General features: G+C 41.3%; 9 protein-coding genes and 1 pseudogene. 5 read left to right on the plus strand and 5 right to left on the minus strand.

Going from position 1 to position 17,564, the window contains the following annotated elements; all coding sequences use genetic code 11:
- The first annotated feature begins 66 nt into the window (after positions 1-66).
- The 5 genes from CSQ79_RS14225 to CSQ79_RS14245 all read left to right on the plus strand — a co-directional run bounded on the left by CSQ79_RS14225 (position 67) and on the right by CSQ79_RS14245 (position 9,280).
- Positions 67-495, plus strand: a complete 429-nt coding sequence (locus tag CSQ79_RS14225) for a response regulator (protein ID WP_099701833.1) — start codon at positions 67-69, stop codon at positions 493-495.
- 59 nt (positions 496-554) lie between these two features.
- Positions 555-4,076, plus strand: coding sequence for a PAS domain S-box protein (locus tag CSQ79_RS14230; protein WP_099701834.1), 3,522 nt, complete (start codon positions 555-557; stop codon positions 4,074-4,076).
- Positions 4,077-4,178: 102 nt separating this feature from the next.
- Positions 4,179-5,861: a chemotaxis protein CheB gene (locus CSQ79_RS14235; protein WP_099701835.1), complete on the plus strand. Its 1,683-nt coding sequence runs from the start codon at positions 4,179-4,181 to the stop codon at positions 5,859-5,861.
- Between the two features lie 12 nt (positions 5,862-5,873).
- Positions 5,874-7,715, plus strand: coding sequence for a CheR family methyltransferase (locus CSQ79_RS14240; protein WP_099701836.1), 1,842 nt, complete (start codon positions 5,874-5,876; stop codon positions 7,713-7,715).
- A gap of 275 nt (positions 7,716-7,990) precedes the next feature.
- Entirely contained in the window at positions 7,991-9,280 is a 1,290-nt protein-coding gene (locus tag CSQ79_RS14245; protein WP_289501132.1) for a PAS domain-containing sensor histidine kinase, read from the plus strand.
- A 144-nt stretch (positions 9,281-9,424) separates the two neighbouring features.
- On the opposite strand, the gene CSQ79_RS14250 is transcribed toward CSQ79_RS14245, so the two are convergent.
- From CSQ79_RS14250 to CSQ79_RS14270, 5 genes and pseudogenes are all read right to left on the minus strand, one after another.
- A complete protein-coding gene (locus tag CSQ79_RS14250; RefSeq protein WP_099701838.1) occupies positions 9,425-9,853 on the minus strand; it encodes a hypothetical protein in 429 nt (142 codons plus the stop codon).
- Positions 9,854-9,977: 124 nt separating this feature from the next.
- Positions 9,978-10,865 (minus strand): 16S rRNA (cytosine(1402)-N(4))-methyltransferase RsmH, encoded by an 888-nt coding sequence (gene rsmH / locus CSQ79_RS14255; protein WP_099701839.1) that lies wholly within the window; start codon positions 10,863-10,865, stop codon positions 9,978-9,980.
- Between the two features lie 73 nt (positions 10,866-10,938).
- Positions 10,939-13,335: pseudogene (locus tag CSQ79_RS14260) on the minus strand (hybrid sensor histidine kinase/response regulator); the annotation flags it as partial.
- 736 nt (positions 13,336-14,071) lie between these two features.
- The gene (locus CSQ79_RS14265; protein ID WP_099701841.1) at positions 14,072-14,884 is read right to left on the minus strand and encodes an Hpt domain-containing protein; all 813 of its coding nucleotides are present in this window, start codon (positions 14,882-14,884) and stop codon (positions 14,072-14,074) included.
- Positions 14,885-14,962: 78 nt separating this feature from the next.
- Complete coding sequence (locus CSQ79_RS14270) at positions 14,963-17,560, minus strand: methyl-accepting chemotaxis protein (protein WP_099701842.1); 2,598 nt, start codon at positions 17,558-17,560, stop codon at positions 14,963-14,965.
- Positions 17,561-17,564: the final 4 nt, after the last annotated feature.

The following is a 17,564-nucleotide window of genomic DNA, read 5'->3' on the forward strand; positions in this document are numbered from 1 at the left end:
ATCTTGCTAACGATTGAGGTATATCAACAAAATTAACGGCAAAAATAAATATAAATTACAATCAAGATGAATCATAAAATGACAAACATCCTGCTTGTTGAAGATGACGAAGTGGATGTAATGAATGTCAAACGTGCTTTTAAAAAAAATAACATTACTAATCCACTTTATCTGGCTGCCAACGGCTTAGAAGCATTAGCTATGCTTCGTGGCGAAAACAGTGACTTTCAAATTCCCTATGAGAGGAGACTGGTCTTACTCGACTTAAATATGCCAAAAATGAATGGCATTGAATTTTTACGAGAATTGCGTGCTGATTCAGAACTTCGTTTCACCCCTGTGATTGTTCTGACAACATCGAACGAAGATCGTGACAAAGTAGAAGCTTACAACTTGAATGTCGCTGGATATATTCTGAAGCCAGTTACCTTCGCAAATTTTGTGGAGGCTGTGGCAACTCTCAATAAGTATTGGACTTTAAGTGAAATTCCCTGACAGTTGGCATTTTTACCATGCTCTTTGGTTGTTCGCCAATCGCTTTCCAATACTGAATTATGGAACAAACAGTAAAAATTCTGGTAGTTGATGACGATGAAGTTGACCGAATGGCAGTACGCCGTGCGCTAAAGGCTGCTGGCGTGCAAACTGAACTATCAGAAGTTAGTGATTGTGAAAAAGCGATCGCAACACTACAAACGCAATTCTTTGATTGTGTATTCCTTGATTACTTTCTTCCAGACGGCGATGGTTTGAGTTTAGTACAGCAATTAAGAGCCTTGGGAATTACAGTTCCTTTGGTAGTTCTCACAGGACAAGGAGACGAACAAATAGCTGTACAACTGATTAAAGCAGGAGCGCATGATTATCTTTCTAAAGCCAACATCACACCAGAAAATTTAGCTCAAGTCCTCCGACAAACAATCCGCGTGTATCGTGCTGAACAAGCTGCGGCGATCGCTAATCAACGCTTAAAAGAAAGCGAAGAACGTTATCGACTTGTTTTAGAAGGTGCCAACGATGGCATCTGGGATTGGCATTGTGCTACAAAGCAGGTTTATTGTAATGACCGCCTGCTAGAAATTTTAGGTGTATCGCGTTCAGAATTCGATCATACAACGACAGCTTTTATGGAACGGATACATCCCGAAGATGTGCCGCGTATCCGTGAAACTATTCGCCATCACTTGACAAATAACGAAAAATGTGAAGCAGAGTTTCGCTTCATTCATAGTTCAGGAGAATATCGTTACTGTTTAGCAAGAGGGAAAGCCCAGCGCGATGCCAACAATTGCCCAGTGAGAATGTCAGGAGTGATCAGTGATATTACTGAGCGTAAGCAACTCGAAAATGCATTGAGAGAAAGTGAATCGCGATTTCGCTATCTGGCAGAATCTAACGTACTTGGGATCATCATTGCAGATATGCAAGGCAAAATCCTCGATGCCAACGATGCTTTTCTACAAATGATGGGTTACACAAAACAAGATGTCATCTCAGGATTGTACTGGAAAGACATTACCCCACCAGAATACGAGGAAATTGATCGACGAGCTGCGGCTCAAATGCGCTCGTCTCGGATATTAACGCCGTTTGAGAAAGAATACATTCGTAAAGACGGTAGTAGAGTGCCAATTCTCATTGGTGGTGCTTTGATTGATAACGTTAAAGAAATTGGCATTTGTTATGTCTTAGATTTGAGCGATCGCAAGCGTTCTGAAGCAGAAATTGTTAAACTAAACCGCGATCTAGAACTACGTGTCAACGAGTTACAAACGTTATTTGATGTGATTCCAATTGGAATTGCGATCGCCCAAGATCCTGAATGTCGATTTGTGCGGATTAACCCAGCCCTTGCCAAATTACTCAATCATCCGATTGACGCTAACGCTTCCAAAAGTGCCCCTCTTGAAGAACAACCATTTTTTAAGATTTACTCTCAGGGTAGAGAAATCCCAGCCGCAGAATTACCAATGCAGTATGCTGCTGCGCACGGTGTTGATGTTTTAGATCAAGAATTTGATGTTGTTACTGATACTAATTCCTCAATCAAGCTGCTTTCCTATGCTGCGCCGTTATTCGACGAGCAAGGTCAATGTCGAGGTAGCATCGGTGCTTATCTAGATATTACCGAACGTAAGCGTATTGAAGAACAAGAACGCTTTCTTGCTGAAGCTAGCGGTTTGCTGGGATCTTCTTTAGATTACCAAACTACACTAGAAAATCTTGCTGATCTCATCGTTCCTCAGCTAGCTGATTGGTGTACCATCTATGTCGTAGACGAAGACAAAACTCTACGTCAAGTAGCACTAACACACCCCGATCCCGAAAAAGTTGAGTGGGCAAAAGAAGTCTTTAAGCGTTACCCTCTTAATCCTGATGCACTGATCGGCACACCCCAAGTTATTCGGACTGGCAAGTCAGAGTTATATTCAGAAATTCCTGATTTTGTCTTAGCTGGACTTGCCCGCGATACAGAACATCTAGAGATCTTGCGTCAGGTTGGCATCAAATCATTTATGTGTGTGCCCATGAAAGCACGAGAACGCACTTTGGGGACAATTGCCTTTTACTCGGTAGAATCGGGCAAAACATATACACAAGCAGATCTAACATTCGCTGAAGATCTTGGGCGTCGTGCAGGTTTAGCCGTAGACAATGCTAAATTATTTCAGCAGGCAAATGAAATTGGTGAAAACTTGCGCCAAGCATTAATCATTCTAGGAGAACAGCAGCAACAACTACGAGTATTGCAGCGAATTACTAATCTCCTCAACCAGCGTTTGACAAACTTACCAGGATTGCTACAAGTTATGGTAAGGGCAGTTTATGACGGTATTAGTGATGCTCAGTTTGCGTTGATTTTGCTGTATAACTCAGAAAGTCGCCAACTCGAATTAACTGCTACAGCAGGTGTTGGTCGAGAAAGGTTGCTGTTAATGGAGTTGTTTGATAGTGGAGATGGATTACTTAACCATGTCTTTCTAACAGGTGAATCGCAACTATTTAAAGCAACAAGACAACAAGATCGCAAATACAAAACCTCTGGTGGCACAGAAGAACCCCAAGTAGTTGATTTACCAGCTGCTATTCAGGCTGTCGCAATCGAATCAGCCTCAGCAGGAAGATTAGGAGTTTTAGCAATTGGTAACTGGGAAAATCCCGAAGCTTTTGATATCGAAGACCAAAATCTATTAACGGCTGTCGGCGAACAAGCAGCGATCGCTATTAATAATGCCCGCATGATTGGTGTTTTAGAAGAACGCGAAGAACGCCTAGCGATTCAAAACCAAATCTTAGCACGGCAAAACCGCGAACTCGAACTTAACCGCCAGCGCATTGAACAACAAAACCTACAATTGATTGAAGCGGCACGGCTTAAGTCACAATTTTTAGCGACAATGTCGCACGAATTACGCACTCCAATGAATGCCATTATTGGCTTTGCCCAAGTTTTACTTCGACAACGCACTGCATCACTGAGCACCACACAAGTCGAAATGGTAGAACGCATTCTTAATAATGGCAAAAACTTATTAGCACTAATTAACGATATTCTCGATCTTTCCAAAATTGAAGCTGGGCGCTTGGAACTTGTGCCAGAAGAATTCGATCTTGCTCAATTAATTAACGCTACCATAGCTGAATTGCAACCACTCGCTGAACAAAAACAGTTAAAATTGAATGCTGTTGTTAACATTGATAACCCTCAAGTTATTAATGACAGCGTTCGCTTACGTCAAGTCCTTGTGAACCTGCTCTCTAATGCAATTAAATTTACTGAAACTGGCTCAGTAGAAATTAATGTTTGCGAACCAGAACCAATGCAGCTACTCCTTAGTGTTAAAGACACTGGTATTGGCATTGCTGAGGCTGACTTACCTAATATTTTTGAGGAATTCCGGCAAATCGACCAAACAACAACCCGCAAGCATGGCGGTACTGGTTTAGGACTAGCAATTACTCGCTCTTTAGTCCAAATGATGCAGGGAACAATTTCCGTTGAAAGCAAACTCAGTCAAGGCTCTACCTTTCGGATAAGTTTGCCTCGACAAGTCACCTCAAAGGAAAGAGAGTAAAGCTGCTGAATTTCTGATATTCTTGGGTTAGTACAGTAAACGAATTGAGCGTTCATCAAACTATCTGTAATTAAAATAATATTTTCCTCTAAAAACAAAAAAATGTCTGGATGCGACATCGTCGTCGTTGGAGCCTCTGCTGGCGGAGTTGAAGCGCTAGAGCAACTTATTCGGAATTTACCTCCTAGCCTGCCTGCCGCCATATTTGTAGTGCTTCACATACCATCACACGGACCGAGTTTACTGCCAAGTATTCTGAACCGTTGTTTAAAAAAGCAGCATAAAAATCAATCTCTACTTACAGCGGTTCATCCTCAAGATGGCGCAGAAATTCAGCACAATCACATTTACATTGCTCCACCCGACCAACATCTACTTATTAAAAAGGGCTGCATTCACCTAGCACGCGGTCCCAAAGAAAATAGTCATCGTCCCGCAGTCGATCCCTTGTTTCGCACAGCAGCAAGAACTTATGGGCAACGAGTTGTAGGTGTCGTTTTGTCAGGTACGCTTGATGATGGTACGGCAGGTTTAGTCGCGATCAAGCAGCAAGGAGGAATTGCGATCGCTCAAGATCCCCAAGAAGCACTTTACTCAGGAATGCCGCGCAGTGCGATTGAAAATGTAGCAGTTGACCATATTTTGCCCGTATCTAAAATCGCATCAGTCTTGGTTGAGTTAGCAAACAAACCAATTGCAGCAGAACAAGAAAGCGTGTCGCGCGACATGGCAATAGAAGCTGATATGGCGGAATTGGAGTTAGGAGCAATGCAAAACCTCGATCGCCCAGGCAAACCCTCAGCCTTCGGCTGTCCAGAATGTGGAGGCGTACTGTGGGAACTTAACGAAGGAGATTTAATCCGCTTTCGTTGTCGTACAGGTCATGCTTACTCGGTTAATACCTTGCTTGCTGAACAGTCTGAGGCATTAGAAGAAGCATTGTGGAATGCACTGCGGGCATTAGAAGAAAAAGCAGCACTCTCGCAACGATTGGCAACACAAGCCCGCGATCGCAATCGACCATATTCTGCACAGCGCTTTCAGTCTCAAGGAGACGATGCCCAAGCACGAGCAACACTTGTACGTAACCTACTCCTCAAAGGTGAAGGTAATGGTCAAGCGTCAACAATCAACAGCGACGTTGCTTCTGGAACTGCCTCACCAACTCCAGAAGAACAAGAAATTGCTCCTACTACTGCATCCTTTCCTATTGTTGCAATTGGTGCTTCAGCAGGTGGACTCAAAGCACTGATTGAAGTACTATCTCACTTAGGCACAGATTTTCCGGCGGCAATTGTGATAGTGCAGCACTTGTACCCGCATCATCCTAGCCAAATGGCAAACCTCTTGAGTCATCGCACAGATTTACCTGTGAAAGAGGCAGAACAAGGCGATCAAATACAACCAGGTCAAGTTTATATTGCACCGCCGAATCAGCATTTACTCGTGACTGCCGACAATACGCTGTGCCTATCAGATGCTCAACTAGTCCATTTCGTGCGTCCTTCAGCAGATTTACTATTTGAATCAGTAGCAGCAAGTTTTCAAGCGCAGGCGATCGCGGTAGTCTTAACAGGGATGGGAAGTGATGGTGCCATGGGAGTCCGTGCTATTAAACAAATGGGTGGTAAAGCGATCGCGCAAGATCGCGCTAGTTCAGAATTTTTCGGGATGCCAAGCGCAGCGATTGATACAGGAACTGTTGATTTTGTGGTTCCTCTGCAAGAAATTGCTGTTATTTTGATGCATTTAGTGATGCACGGTGAACAACCGCAAAATTTGTAGATTAGTTCGCAAATGAACCCAGAATTTGAAGCTTTACTTAACTATATTAAGCGTAACCGTGGATTTGACTTTACTGGCTACAAACGACCAAGCTTAATCCGCCGCGTCACAAAACGAATGCAAGCCCTCGAAGTTGATAGCTACAGCAACTACGTCGATTACTTGGAGGTGCATCCCCAAGAATTTGTGCATCTGTTCAACACAATTTTAATTAACGTTACCTCTTTTTTTCGCGATCCAACAGTGTGGGAATATGTACATACTGACATTATTCCTCGTGTAATTACTCGTAAAGAACTGTCTGAACCAATTCGAGTTTGGAGTGCAGGATGTGCTTCAGGACAAGAAGCCTACACTTTAGCCATTATCTTAGCCGAAGCGCTTGGAGTTGAACAATTTCGTTCGCGAGTCAAAATTTATGCGACTGATGTTGATGAAGAGGCACTCAATCAAGCACGTCATGCTACATACAACGCTAGAGAAGTGACAGGACTTTCTGCCGAATTCTTAGAACAGTATTTTGATTGTTACGAAAATCTTTATACCTTTCGTAAAGACTTGCGGCGTTCTGTGATTTTTGGTCGTCACGATTTATTACAAGATGCACCCATCTCGCGAATTGACTTACTAGTATGTCGCAACACGCTGATGTATTTTAATGCCGAGACTCAAGCACGAATTGTTAGTCGTTTTCACTTTGCGCTAAACGATGGTAGCTTTTTGTTGTTGGGTAAAGCGGAAATGTTGCTCAGTCATGGTAGTAGTTTCTCTCCAGTAGACCTCAAACGACGCATTTTTAGCAAGCTGGCAATGACAAATAACCGCGATCGCTTTTTGCCAATGATGCCAAACAATGATACAGACACGAATAATCTAACGCGTTATGGGTATCTCCGTGATGCTGCCTTTGACACGGCTCCACTAGCACAACTGATATTAGATCTTAATGGGACTTTGACGTTGGCTAACAAACGAGCGCGGAGTTTATGTGGTCTGAGATATCAAGATATTGGTCGTTTACTACAAGACTTAGAAATATCTTACCGCCCGATTGAGTTACGTTCGTGTATTGATCAAGTGTATCGCGATCGCCGTTCTAATCTGCATAAAGATGTAGAGTGGATTATTGGTGGTGAACTGCAATATTTTGATGTTCAAGTAGCACCACTATTAGATGTCAATGATACTCTGCTTGGTATCAGTATCACCTTTAACGATGTCACTCGTGCCAAATCCTTACAAGACGAACTTGAGCATTCTAATCAAGAATTAGAAATGGCTTATGAAGAATTACAATCCACCAACGAAGAACTAGAGACAACTAACGAAGAACTTCAATCTTCTAATGAAGAATTAGAGACAACTAACGAGGAACTTCAATCTACAAATGAAGAGTTAGAAACAATGAACGAAGAATTACACTCTTCTAATGAAGAACTCCAGACAATTAATGAAGAATTTCGCCTGCGTAGCGAAGAACTCAACTCCGCTAACGCTTTTCTAGCGTCAATCTTAACAAGTCTCCGTTGTGGTGTTGTCGTTTTAGACCGAGACTTGCTCATTCAAGCTTGGAGTGATAAAGCAGAGGACTTATGGGGTTTACGCGCACTCGAAGTTCAAGGACAACATTTTCTCAACTTAGATATTGGTTTACCTGTAGAGCAGATCAGGCAGCCAATTCGCACCTGTCTAATGGCAGAATCTGATTATATAGAAATTACCGTAGAAGCAGTAAATCGTCGTGGCAAATCTATTCAATGTCAAGTGACTTGTACGCCGTTATTAAGTAGAACTCAAGAGATTCAAGGTGTAATTTTGTTAATGGAGGAACACGCTAGTAATGAAGATACATAATAATATCATCTTTAGTTAAATAACCTTTCTTTGTGGTTAGTTGCTAGTGACTAGTTACTAGACACCTCATTTAAGTAGCTCCACAGAAAGTCATAGGGTATTTGTTATTTATGTAACAAGTTTATTTGTTAAGAAAACTCAACTAACAATTATTTTCATACTTTCAGTACATTTTCTTGTCGTGAGAGATAGATAAAATCTTAAGTATTAGTAAAAAACTTTAAAAACAAAAATTCAAAGTGAATGCGGAACAATTTTCCTACCACCTTCGATTTATGTATCAGCGGGCTGCTCAACTGTATCAGAAAACAAGTTTAACTTCTTGCCAATCTCCAGAATTAGCAGCAGACTCCTTAGAAGAACTCCGCATAGCTTTAGAAGAGTTACACGTCGCAGAAGAAGAGCTACTTCAGCAAAACGAAGAGTTAACTAGTATCCGCAATCAACTTGAAGCAGAAAGTAAACGCTACCAAGAATTATTTGACTTTGCTCCCGATGGCTATCTAGTAACTGATGTACTAGGCATAATTAGAGAAGCTAATCGCGCTGCGGCAACAATGCTAAATGTTCCGCAAAAATTTCTCATAGGCAAGCCCCTCGTGAATTTTATTCCTTATGAGGAACGCAGCGCATTTCGCTTGCAACTACAACAATTACACAATACTGAGCGCGTACAAGAATGGGAATTACGCTTGTTTCCACGTCACACTACTGAATTTGATGCTACTTTAACTGTAGTAACAATCCGCAACAATAACGGTGATGTAGCAGGTTGGCGTTGGTTGATGCGAGACATTACAGCACGCAAACAAGTTGAAGCAAAACTACGTGAGATTGAATTACAAAACTTGCGACTTCAAGAAACTACACGCATCAGATCGCATTTTTTAGCGATAATGTCCCACGAATTGCGCAGTCCAATGAATGCTATCATTGGCTTCTCACAACTGCTATTGCGCAACCAACAAGATCGCCTAAATTCCCAGCAAGAAAGCATGGTACAGCGCGTTCTCAACAGTGGAAAACACTTGCTGCGCTTAATCGACGAAATCTTAGATTTTTCTAAGTTAGAAGCAAATTGTCTCGCACTGCAACCCGAAGAGTTTAATTTGGCAGAACTCATCAGTGATACGACAGCAGAAATGCATTCTCTCATTGAGCAGCAAAACTTAAAGCTACAAGTAAAATTAAATTTAGAAAACCCTCTTGTTGTCAACGACAAATATCGCTTACGCCAAGTGTTGGTCAATTTGCTCTCCAACGCGATTAAATTTACAAATGTTGGTAGCATTACAATTGAAGCATGGGAACCGTCTACTGAACGAATTGCGATCGCAGTTGAAGATACAGGAATTGGAATTGCTCAAGCAGATCTCAAAGATATTTTTACAGAATTTCGTCAAGCCAATCAAACACTTGTTCGCCAACACGGCGGTACTGGTTTAGGGCTATCAATTGCTAATAGACTAGTCCAAATGATGCACGGTTCAATTACTGTCACCAGCGAGTTAGGTCAAGGTTCTACTTTTCAAGTTGAGATACCGCGAAGAGTGACTTTATCATAATTATGAATCAGCCCTGCGACTGAAGTTGAGGCTACGTAAACGACATGTGCCCCCGCACACTATTGGTAAGAGTTTTATGGGTGATTCCACGGTGGTGAGCTTTGTTCTATAGCTGCAAATTACATTTGCTAAGCTCTAAATTAGTTACAGCATACAGATAGCACTCTGATTAACTTCTAGTTGCCAAAGTAAGTTTTTTAATGCACTCTTTACTTGATCAGTTTGTTGGCGATGCTCTGCTATCTCTTGCTGGTTTTTCTGAATTTGAAGCTGTAGACCTCGTATCTGTTCTTGCGATATTTCTAATTGCTCTTCGCATTGTAATTGTTGATAGTAAAAGATTTGTTTGTTGTGCTGTTCAATATCTAGTTGTTGTTGTAATGTGATGACTTGTTCGCGCGATATTTCCAGTTCTTCTTCAACAGCAGAACAAATTATATTATGCTCTAGTTCTTGATAAATTAAGTTGTTAATAGCTGCACTGGCATCAAGTTGTTGATTGAGCCACAGCAAGGTTGCGGGTGCCAGTTTAATGGATTTATCATTACTAAATTCGGTATATAGTCCAAACATTTTTAAATTCTCCTGCAATAGGGAAAAGCAATCGCCTCATTGGCAGGAGACTGATTTTCATTCAACTACCTGTTACGAATATTTTAGACTACTTCCCATATCCGCTTATTGACATCGACTTAAATTACAGGTTTATATCTCTTACGGCAATTCGCAGCTTTGCTGAACGCGATCGCGGGTTAGTTACTAACTCATCTTCTTGAGGTGTAATAGGTTTTTTTGTTAGTACTTGCAATGAAGGTGAATTGCGTAAACTGTGTTTAACAATGCGGTCTTCTAAGCTATGAAAACTGATAATCGCAATTTTGCCTTGTGGTAGTAACCAGTTAGGTGCGCACTTTAAGAAAGTTTCTAAAACATTTAACTCATCATTGACAACAATTCGCAAAGCTTGAAAAACACGGGTAGCAGGATGAATTCTGCCATAGCGGTATTGTCGAGGAACACTGTAAGCGATCGCCTCTGCTAGTGCAGTAGTTGTGTGAAACGGACGCTGTTCAACAATCCGACGCGCAATGCGGCGCGATAGTCGTTCTTCACCATATTTAAAGAAAACATCTGCAAGTTGCGACTCATCCCAATGATTGATCACCTCAGCAGCGGTAAGCGATCGCTGTTGATTCATCCGCATATCTAAAGGCGCTTCATGGCGAAAACTAAAGCCCCGTTCCGGTACATCAAAATGATGCGAACTCACGCCTAAATCAGCAATTACACCATCAAATTGATAATTAGGTTGATATTCAGCAAAATTCCCATGCCAAAATTGGACGCGTTCTTGATAAGGTGCAAGTGTCGCTTGCGCTGCGGCGATCGCTTGTTCATCTTGATCAATTGCTGTCAGGCGCACATCTGAGGCTGCTGCTAAAATTAAGCGACTGTGACCACCACCACCCACTGTTGCATCAAGATAATGTCCACCAGGACGAACTGCTAAACCTGCAAGCAACTCTCGACTTAATACTGGTACATGAATAAACGCAGGTTGATTCAGCAGTTCGTCAGTTGTCATTTCAAGTCATTTTAATGATTCTCATAGCTGATGATAGCTAATAATCTAGAGGGGTAAGGGAACAATGTACATATTAACTGCTACTAGCTACTAGCATCTCACCTTTAAGCATACGAGCTGCACCATCAAGTAGAACTTCTTCTAGATAGGGTTTGGTAAAGTAGCCACTAGCACCGAGTTGAATTGCCATTTGACGATGGCGTTCCGCACCTCGTGAAGTTAGCATGGCGATCGGAATCTCATTGAGAGTAACATCTTGCTGCAAGCGTGACAATAATTCCAAGCCATCCATTCTTGGCATTTCAATATCACAGAAGATGAGATCGCATGGTAAACCATCACGCAGCTTATCCCAAGCCTCTTGACCATCACGCGCTTGTTCGACGCGGTAGCCAGCTTTATTAAAGGTAAGGGAGAGTAGTTCGCGTACTGTAATTGAGTCGTCAACAATCAAAACGGTAGGTTCAGACTTGACATCTGCTGTAACTGGCTGGATAGGAGTCGCACTAGCAGTCCACAGCTTATTGCTGCGTTGTTGAATACGTCCAAGTGACAGGTCGATCAACTCTAATACGTCTGCAATAGGCATAACGTGACCATCTCCAAGAATTGTCGCCCCAGCAATACCAACTGGTTTTGACACTGGGGCTTCAAATTGCTTAATAACAATTTCCTGTTCGCCCAGAACTTGGTCTACTTGCAGTGCCATAAATGTTTCTGCAGAACGCAATATGACAACAGAAACCAAGTCATCTTCGCGATTGCTACCGTAGACGTTACCACGACCTAGGACACGGTTGTAATTCAATAACTCTTTTAATGGTCGCAATGGTAGTAGAAAATCCCGCCAGCCAACGCCAGGTTGACCGTCCTCTAACTGCAGTACCGCCGATGTTGGGATGTCCATCATATCTTCGACACCATCCATCGGAAACGCAATTCGTGCTTTATCACTCAAGCAGCACAGTGCTTTACAAATGCTTAGAGTTAGTGGTAAGCGAATTGTAAACGTTGTTCCTTTATCCAGGGTTGAATCAGTATTAATCGTTCCCCGCATTTCTTGCAAACTGGTGCGTACAACGTCCATTCCCACACCACGACCTGCAAATTCATCAACTTGGTCTTTGGTACTAAAACCAGGATGAAATAGTAAATCATACACATCCCCTGGTGACATTGTTCGGGCTTCAGCAACCGTGATTAATCCTTTTTGAATTGCTTTGGTCAATACGCGGTCAGGATCAATCCCAGCACCATCATCAGCGACAGAAATGACAGTTTGGTTTCCTTGATGAAAGGCACGAATCGTAATTGTTCCTATAGGTGGTTTACCCTTGGCAATACGTTCTTCAGGAGTTTCAATACCATGCGTAATCGAATTATTGACCAAGTGTGTCATGGGGTCGTAGAGTTGCTCTAGGATTACCTTATCAATTAAGGTGTCGCGACCCTCTAGTTTGAGTTCGGCTTGTTTGCCGTATTTGAGTGTAATTTCTTTAACAGCACGAGGTAAGCGATCGGCAATCTGTGAAAAGGGAATCATCCGCGATCGCGTAATACCTTCTTGCAATTGAGTTGTCACCTGACGAAATTGACGGGCAACTTGTTCGGTTTCATCTGTCACAAACTCAATATCTGAAGCTGACTCGCGCACTCGCACGATCATTTCAATCATTTCTTGGGATAACGTATGAAAGCCCGTGAAACGATCCATTTCTAAGGCATCAAAATCCATCCCTGTGGCATGACGTTCAGGTGTTTTCTCCGTATTCTCAACCTCAGAACGAGAAGGCGAACGGCTACTCAGCAAAGAAGCTTCTAGCAGCGATCGCTCGTACAGTTCCTGCATCTTAATTCCTAACTCATTGAGCTGTTGCACTCGATGTAGGAGATTCTCTGTAAACTGACGCATTCTCTGTTGGTCTTGTTCTAAGCTGTTGCGATTGACAACCAGTTCTCCCACTAAGTTACTAATGCCATCTAGTTGCTTCACTGAAACCCGCATTGTTTGTTCAAATGCGACTTTGCGAGACACATTTCCAGATGTTTTAGCTATTGGTTCTGGTATGGATTTGTTTTGCTTAGGTGGCTCTTCAAGTAGTGTATCAAGGTCAGCAAAGTTATTTTCTCCTAAAGCGTTCTCTGCTGCATCAATATTTGCATCCAAAAGAGCATCCAGATCAGCAAAATCATCTGTATTCTCGGTTACTTGTGTTACATCTGGATCAAGCAATGCTTCTAACTCATCAAATTCATTGCTGGTTTCTGCATCTGGCACAACTTCTGGTATATCAAACTCATCTTCATCTAACAAAGCTTCTAAGTCTGTAAAATCTGCTTCCTCAGAAAAAGATTGGATAACAGTTTGCATCTCAGGCTGTTCGGAACTAGCAGTAATTATTGAGTGATTTTCTAAGTTCAGGTTTGATGAAATGCTATCTAGTTCAGATATAATTACTTCTGTAGAAATAACAGTATCTTGATTATCTAACTCAAATTCACTCAAACTATTTTTCAAATCAGTTTCTAAATCTATATTGTTGGAGGAATTACTGTCTTGAAACCAAAAATCTCCTAAATCAATTTGCTCTTTATTTTGATAATCTTTAGTACTATTTTTTAATGATATTTGTTGATTTTCTTCTGGCTTGCTTTTTGCTATATCTTCTAACTCCTTGGCAATCTCAAAAGTTTCTAAACTAGAAAATAAGTTATTAAATTCAATTTCTGCTTCGGATGAAGAGATAATTTCTTCATCCAGGGGATGAAGAAAATCATTAAAATTGAATTCATTAGATAAGGCAGTATCTATTTTATTATCTACATTAAAACGATTAGATTCTTCTAAAGCTTGATGCTCAGCAGGTAAACCTAGGTCTAACCCATCTAGTGATAATTCATCTACTAAGCTCGGCTCTGATAAGTTGCTGCACTCCTCACTAGCTAAATGAGATTCCTCTATATTTTCATGCTTTTTTGCCTCAACATTTTGCTGAGCAAATATCTCATCGAAATTTAAAATGTGCTGTTCTGATTCCGGCAGCATAATATTTATACAAATAAAGTTAATAACTAATTTTAATAATGCTGAAATTTCTTATGCGAAAAACTCAACTGAAAATGAAGTTTTTTAAAAATGGCAAGTGAGACTGTTGTTTCCCACTGCCATTTTTTACCTGTAAGATACAGAAGTTATGACACGATCATTATCGATGTAACTTATTAGCAGAAAGCGCTTTCAGTTGATCTGTTGTTGCAACTTCATTGAGACGACCTGCTAAGACTAATTCTTGTGATTGCTTAAGATCTTTGATAATAACTGGTGCTAGTGTACGGTAGTTGTTATCGCAATTAGCGATCGCTCTTGATGCAGCTTCACACACTTTAGACCAACCAGATAGCTGAAATTGCTCGCCTAATTGTAATAGTTGTTGACAATGTTCTTGTAACTGTTGACGGCTCTGTGATGTCTCAGGCTGCTTGAATAACTGCAGCATTTCTCGTAATCTTTGCAAAACTTGACTTTGAAAAACTGGGAGCAAATCGCGACTGAATGTAGAATTATGATTTTGCGAATCAGCGTTACGATCAGAGTTTTGTACAAGTAGCTGCAAATGATTGTTGAGTTCAGTAAATATTGGTTCAGTTTGTACCATGAGATCGCTAACAACTTCATGAGGAAGCGATAATGAGCTTTCCAAATGTTTAATGAGTTCTTGCAAAGTATCAAATACTTTAAGAAGTAGTGATTCTAGTTTTTGATCAATTTGAATTGTTGGGTTTTCTTTAAGAATTTTGAAATAGTCTTCTAAGCGATGTGCTGTCTGTTGGATACTGTCAAACCCCAGCATAGCTGCGCCACCTTTTACAGAATGAGCTGCTCGAAAAAGTGCATTAATCATTTCTGAGTCTGAGAGTGTATCTTGAAGATTAACCAACCCTTGCTCAATGGTGTTTAAGTGGTCGTTAGCCTCATCAATAAAATAGCCTAAAATTCGCTGTTCTTGCTCTTGTACCATAAGAGTTTTATTGTAATTAATTGAACAAAAATATACTTACGCTATTGAGTCAGTAACTAGATACGAGTCACCTAATATTTAATTAGATTCTGTTGTCTCTACGCGGAATCGCTCTACAGAGTTGAGTAGATCGCCTGCTACTTTCACAAGATTGATCAAAGAGCCAGAAACTCGCTGTGCTTCTTGAGAGTTAGCTTGAGCAGTTAATTCTACAGATTGCATGACAGAGGCGACTGCAAGTGAAGTATCAGTTTGTGCAACTGTTTCTGCAGTAATAGAGCCAACAAGTGTATCGATGCGATTAGAAACTTGAACAATATCTTCTAGCGATCGCTTAGCTTGTTCTGCTAAGTGCGTTCCTTGAATAACTTGTTGCGTACCTTCTTCCATTGCTGTCATAACTGAACCCGTTTCGCTCTGAATTTGCTTCACGATTTGTTCAATTTCTCGTAATGCTTTAGCTACTCGATCTGCTAGTTGGCGAACTTCATCAGCTACAATGGCAAAACCCCTTCCTGCTTCACCTGCACGAGCAGCCTCAATGCTTGCATTCAGTGCTAATAAATTCGTCCGCGAAGCAATTTGAGAAATCAATGCCACAATCTTAGAAATTTCTTGAGATGATTCGGCCAACCTCTTGACTTTGCGTGTTGTTTCTGCAACTGTTTGGCGAATTTCTGAAATACCTGCAACCGTTCTTTCTACTGCCTCTCCACCTTTTAAAGCTGTTGTTGATGCTGAGCGTGCTACTGTTTCTGCTTCTCTGGCACTTTCTGCAACTCTTTGGATTCCTTCTGTCATTACCTGCACTGAATTGAGTGTAACAGCGAGTTCTTCAGCTTGGCGTAATGCTTCAGAAGAGAGACTTTGAGCAAACGTTTCACTGTCCGTTGCACCTTTACTAACCTGCTTGGCAGCAATTTTTACCTGTTGTACAATTTCTCTAAGACTCTGAATAGTCAAATTAAACGAGTCAGCAACAGCACCCATCACATCAGCACTGACTTCAGCACGCACAGTCAAATCTCCACGCGCTGCTCCTTCAACATCATCAAGTAACCGCATTACCTGACGTTGTAGATTTTCTTTTTCTTCTTCTTGTTCTTGAGCTTTATGCTGCGCTTCTCTTGTTGTTGCTTGAATGACATGTGCCATTTCATTAAACTTAGCAACAAGTTGACCCAACTCGTCTTGAGAGGCTGCTTGGGAAGTGAAATTACCTTCTCTTAAAGCATCAAACTGTAGATACAAATCTGCGGTTGTGCGTTTAATTTGTTTAGTTGTAATTTGTCCGAGAAAGCGTGTTGTTGCAAAACCTGCAACTCCAGCAGCAGCAGCAAGCATCCAACCAGTATTTCTCACTGCTGATCGACTCGGTACAGGCGACATAAACGAGCTACCCAAGCTGAGTGCTGCCACAACAACCGCAGAGACAACCCCTACACTACTCGCAGTTAGCCATTGTTTTTTTTCTAAAGAGGCACTCTCAAACTGCTGACGCCATTTAGGAGCATTACTTTGAGGCGTTGCTGAAGTATCGTGAAAGACAGGTACATCGGCGATCGCATCAGAAGTTGGAATAGCATCAACTGCACTACTTATATCATTAGATACCTCATTTGCTGATAAACCAAATTCAGAAACATTGCCTAGATCTTCAAAGGCATCAAATTCTGCAATGCTGAATTCCTCAATGTCCTGAATTGATGTCATAACAGAATCTGCGCTAGGATGGTCCGAGTTATTTACAGGAATTCTTGAGCCAAAGGTATCTTCAATTGTTCTGTCTGCAGCAGAACTGAGGTGTTCTATTTCTTCTATCTGAAGCTTTGTCGGAGACAACAGTAGAGTTTGATCTTCAACCTCCTCTGCAAATAACAGGCGCGACTCATCTGCATCAAAATTCTGTGCAGTTGAGTAACCGAAAGTATCTTCAATTTCAGAGGTTTCTACTTCTTCTAGATTAGGAAAATCCTCGATTGATGTCGGTTGTACTGCAGGATCTGTGTTCCAAGCTTCTTCAGTAGTTGCAAACGACAAGTAGGACTCATTTGGTAAATTATCATCTTGTAGCGTTGTTTTACCAATCGACGACCGGTCTGATTGCGGTTCTACAAAAGGATCGATGAAAGCATCGATTGATGTGGCATCATCGGAGCGATTGTCTATTGAGTTAGTAAAAGTATTCTCAAAGGGTTGCTCAAATTCTGAAATAGCAGGTGTATTGTAGTCAAAATGTTCAAAATCAGAACTGCCAGGATCAGCGTCTTCAAAGGTTGCTTCGTTTTCTTGATGTTGCTCGCTGTTGAAGTTCATCTGATCGCCAGCAGTATCCATTAATAAATAAGTATCTTCAAACTCTTTTTCTGAATAATTTGTATAGCCACTTGATAGCTGTGAGCTTTCGTGTTGAAGAATAGTCTCTATAGCTTCATTGGCACAATCAACTATGTCTGAATCTTCTGTAAGATTTAAAACGGTGCGATACTCTTGTTGAGCTTGATCGTACTGTTGATATACACAGTAAATATGACCTCGTAACAGATGAGCATTCGCATCATCAGGAAACTCTTGTAGTAATCGCTCGACAATAGCTACTGCTATTTCATAGTTTCCTTGAATGTATGCTTTTTGTGCCTCTTGGTATTCCTGATCTTGATTGATACTTAATGTCATTTGC

It is taken from the genome of Gloeocapsopsis sp. IPPAS B-1203 (genome assembly GCF_002749975.1).
Classification (GTDB): domain Bacteria; phylum Cyanobacteriota; class Cyanobacteriia; order Cyanobacteriales; family Chroococcidiopsidaceae; genus Gloeocapsopsis.